Origin of the sequence: Mesorhizobium sp. M7A.F.Ca.ET.027.02.1.1 (assembly GCF_004022985.1) — a bacterium.
GTDB lineage: Bacteria > Pseudomonadota > Alphaproteobacteria > Rhizobiales > Rhizobiaceae > Mesorhizobium.
In genome coordinates this window covers 1-3,204 of the sequence record NZ_RZOL01000547.1, presented here as the reverse complement: position 1 = coordinate 3,204, position 3,204 = coordinate 1, and the positions used below count along the sequence as shown (strand labels likewise).

The window sequence follows — 3,204 nt, the reverse complement described above, 5'->3', positions numbered from 1 at the left end:
CGGCGATAAGCGGCTCCTTCCAGCATCCCGCACGCGCCGAATCCCAGCCTAGATGTAGTACTTGAATGGTAGCGGCGGTGTGTTGTCGGTTGGCCCTGCTGTCAAAATTTCCCCGACCAAGTCCGCAAACCGCAGTGTCACAGGGAGTCCGTCCGAGAATCCTGCGTTGTTGAAGTTCAGCTTGGTCAGCGCCAACAGGTCGGCGAGAATGCGCTCAATGTCAGCCTCGCCGCGAACGATGTCGACGGTGAGGGGGTTGGGCACCTCCCGCCCAGGATAGGTATTGAGGCGAGGTGTGAATCCGGCGCTCCAGAGATAGGCCTTCCGGCTTCCTCCGATCATGGCCGTCCCTCGCAGCACAGGACGGTCACCGAAGCGGAACAGTTTGATCTCGGTCTGCCGCTTGATGCGCACACCGACGAGTTTGGTGCCTTCCGGCACCGTGCTTGAAAAACCGGCCCACTCATCGTCGCCGAAGGCGGCCTGGCCGTGGATGAAAAGCTCTGCGGGCGGACGACCGTGCATCTCGTTGTAAGCTTTGACAACCATGTCCATGAGCTCGGCCGCTTTCTCCTTCGAGAGCTGGTACTGGTCGTTGGTCTGTGAATACCAAGGGCCTACGGCGCCTTTGAAAACGACGCCATCCCCACTCGACAGGAACATCTGAGCGCCGCAACACGCATTGTCGCGCCCTTTGGCGTTTTCGATACGCTTGTAGACCAGTCCGACATAGCAGACATCTTCGCGCACATCGGCGATACGCCACGGCCGCCCGCCGGACTTGTAGAAGCTCGTCGTGGCGAGATTCCATGCGACCGAAGCGGGATCCTGCAACGATCGCTGGCTGTCTTCTTCAGCGAGGAGCGGCGCGAGCGTCGTCTCGCGAACCACCTGGATCACCTGTTTCGTATCGAGGAGCCGCGCCTTCAACTGGTTGTGAAAATTGAGCTCGTACTCATAGATTGCAGCGGCCTCGACATCTTCGGGAAAGAGGGAGCCTTCACGAAGAATCCTTTGCGCTACGCGCTTACCCAGCCCTCCCTTTGCAGGCTCGCGAATATCGCGTGGTACGCTCGATTGCGGCCGCCCGTAACGGAAGACTTCCTCGGGAACGATCGCGTACCATAGCTGCGGCCGTGCTTCTTCTTCCCGCATGTAGCGGCGCAGGGCTTCTTCATACAGGTCAACCGCCTTGTAGATCGCCTCATGGCGGTCAGCGCCGCGTATCCGGCGGCTGAGTTCTGCGCCGTCGATCTGGCAGAAGGCGAAGGGCTTGGCGGGCCAAGGGATGCCGAAGACGGCCTGAAAACCCGGCCACATCATCTTGTTCTCGGGTTTTCCTTTTTCCGGTTCGGCGATCGTTGTCTGGATCGACTGGACCCAGCTTTCATAGATCGCTGCCGCCCGCGTGGTGCCGATGATGCCGATATCCATACGTGCCGGATTCTGGTTGGAGGCCGGCGGGCCGAACAGGAACAGGCCATCTTTCGGATGTTCCGCTTTCTGGCCAAAGCCGAACGCCAGCTGCGGCTCGTCAATATGGACCAGACGCCACCCATTCATTCCGCCGCCTCCGATGCATCTTCGTCGGCCTCCTCAAGAAGGAAGTCGTCATCCCCGTAATCATCAATTTCGGACTCGGCAGGGTCTTCTGCGTCCTCCGGCTCCATCAGCGCCAGATCGTCCGACATCCGGCGCGCGGCCGTCAGTTCAAGCAGGGACCCGTTCAGGACCAGCTCGTCAGCGCCAAGGCTGATGGGGATGTTCTGACCGTCAGCGACAAGGAATGCGCAGAAAGCCTGCTGCAACTGCCGCCAGTGCTTGTTCCACCAGTTCATGCAGAACCGCCGACGGATCGCCGACGTTTTCTTTGCATCGGCGATGGCGGCAAGGCCGTCTTCGGAGAAGCAGATATAGGGCTTGAAGCGCACGAATGGCGTGTCGCCCAGCGTGACGTTGACCTTCATGGCCAGATGCCAGAACACCTTATGTCGCTCGCTCCGGCCGACGACATTTTTCCTCGTGGCTTTACCCGAGGCCGCTAGGTACGCGACCTTGTCGTTCGCGACCAAACCTTTGGGAAAATAGTATGCTGCGCCGGACGACGTTTCGTAACGCTTGAGCCCGCGGCTGACGAGAGCGCTTTCGACATGCTCGCGCAGAAGATGGGTGGCGATATTGCGCGCGTCCGCAGCGCGCGGTGAAGTGACACCCGCCGTCTTGCCTGAGAGAAAATCCGCCAGCGGCACCTGCGCCCGGAGCGAGAGCGTGTTGGACGGCGGCATGCTGGCTTGCAGGCTGGCCAGGTCGAGAAAAGATATGATCAGCCTGTGGAAAGGCCGATGCGGCAGCCCCGCGCCCTGCAATGCCTTCCTGATCACATCCTCGGGACCGGCATACTCGTAGAAATTTACGGAAGGCGGCAGCGCCGCGATGGGCAACCAGTTGGTCAGGACCCGTTCTTCGGCCTCTTCGACGAAAACGGCTTTACTGGTGAAACTGTCGCGCCAGGCCTCGAACTCGGCGGTGCGATCATCCTGATGCCGCGGGACGTTAGCTGCCTCAAGTGTGTCCAGCAGCTCGATAAGGCTGGCGCCCCAATCGCGCGAAAAGTCGATGGCGTTGAGCTGGTGGACCTGTATCGGAAGATCGCCAAACGGGACGTCGTCGATCCGCACCGGAATGATGAACTCCGGATCGACCAGCGACTTCTTGAGGGCATCCGCTACTGAGAGTTCGTTGCGGACACCAGACCGCGCCGGGTCTACGCTCCGGCGAGAAACTACGAAGATGACTTTGATCGCCCGTTGCCGTAGCGCCTCTTCGATCGTGACCCAGAAAGGGGTTCCCCCCTTCAATTCGAACAAGTCTGCCCAGACGCGATAGCCATGGCCGCTCAGCCGCGCGCCAAGCCACCTGACGAACGTATTGTCGTCAGGAGTCGCATGACAGATGAAGACCGTATCGCGTATCATGCCGCTTCTACTTTCCCTAACATCTGCGATTATCTACGATTCTTGCGGTCAGCTGGCCCGAGAAAGAAACTCTAGTAGCAGTTATCCACATTCGTGTTTTGTTTTGTTCCTAGGCTCTCCTTCGGGGATCAACTGCGATCGAGGCGAGTCGCGCGCGGGGGCTAGTCGGAGAGACGGCTGCTTACGGTGACGGAAGCGCCCCGAAAGGCGACAATGAGGTCCATTGCGG

General features: G+C 59.8%; 2 protein-coding genes. Both read right to left on the bottom strand.

Annotated elements, in window-relative coordinates; genetic code table 11:
• Positions 1 to 48: 48 nt before the first annotated feature.
• Positions 49 to 1,563, bottom strand: a complete 1,515-nt coding sequence (locus EN749_RS33080; RefSeq protein WP_189367886.1) for a hypothetical protein — start codon at positions 1,561 to 1,563, stop codon at positions 49 to 51.
• Entirely contained in the window at positions 1,560 to 2,975 is a 1,416-nt protein-coding gene (locus tag EN749_RS33075; protein ID WP_128364741.1) for a toll/interleukin-1 receptor domain-containing protein, read from the bottom strand. Before EN749_RS33075 ends, EN749_RS33080 begins: the two co-directional genes overlap by 4 nt.
• Positions 2,976 to 3,204 lie beyond the last annotated feature (229 nt).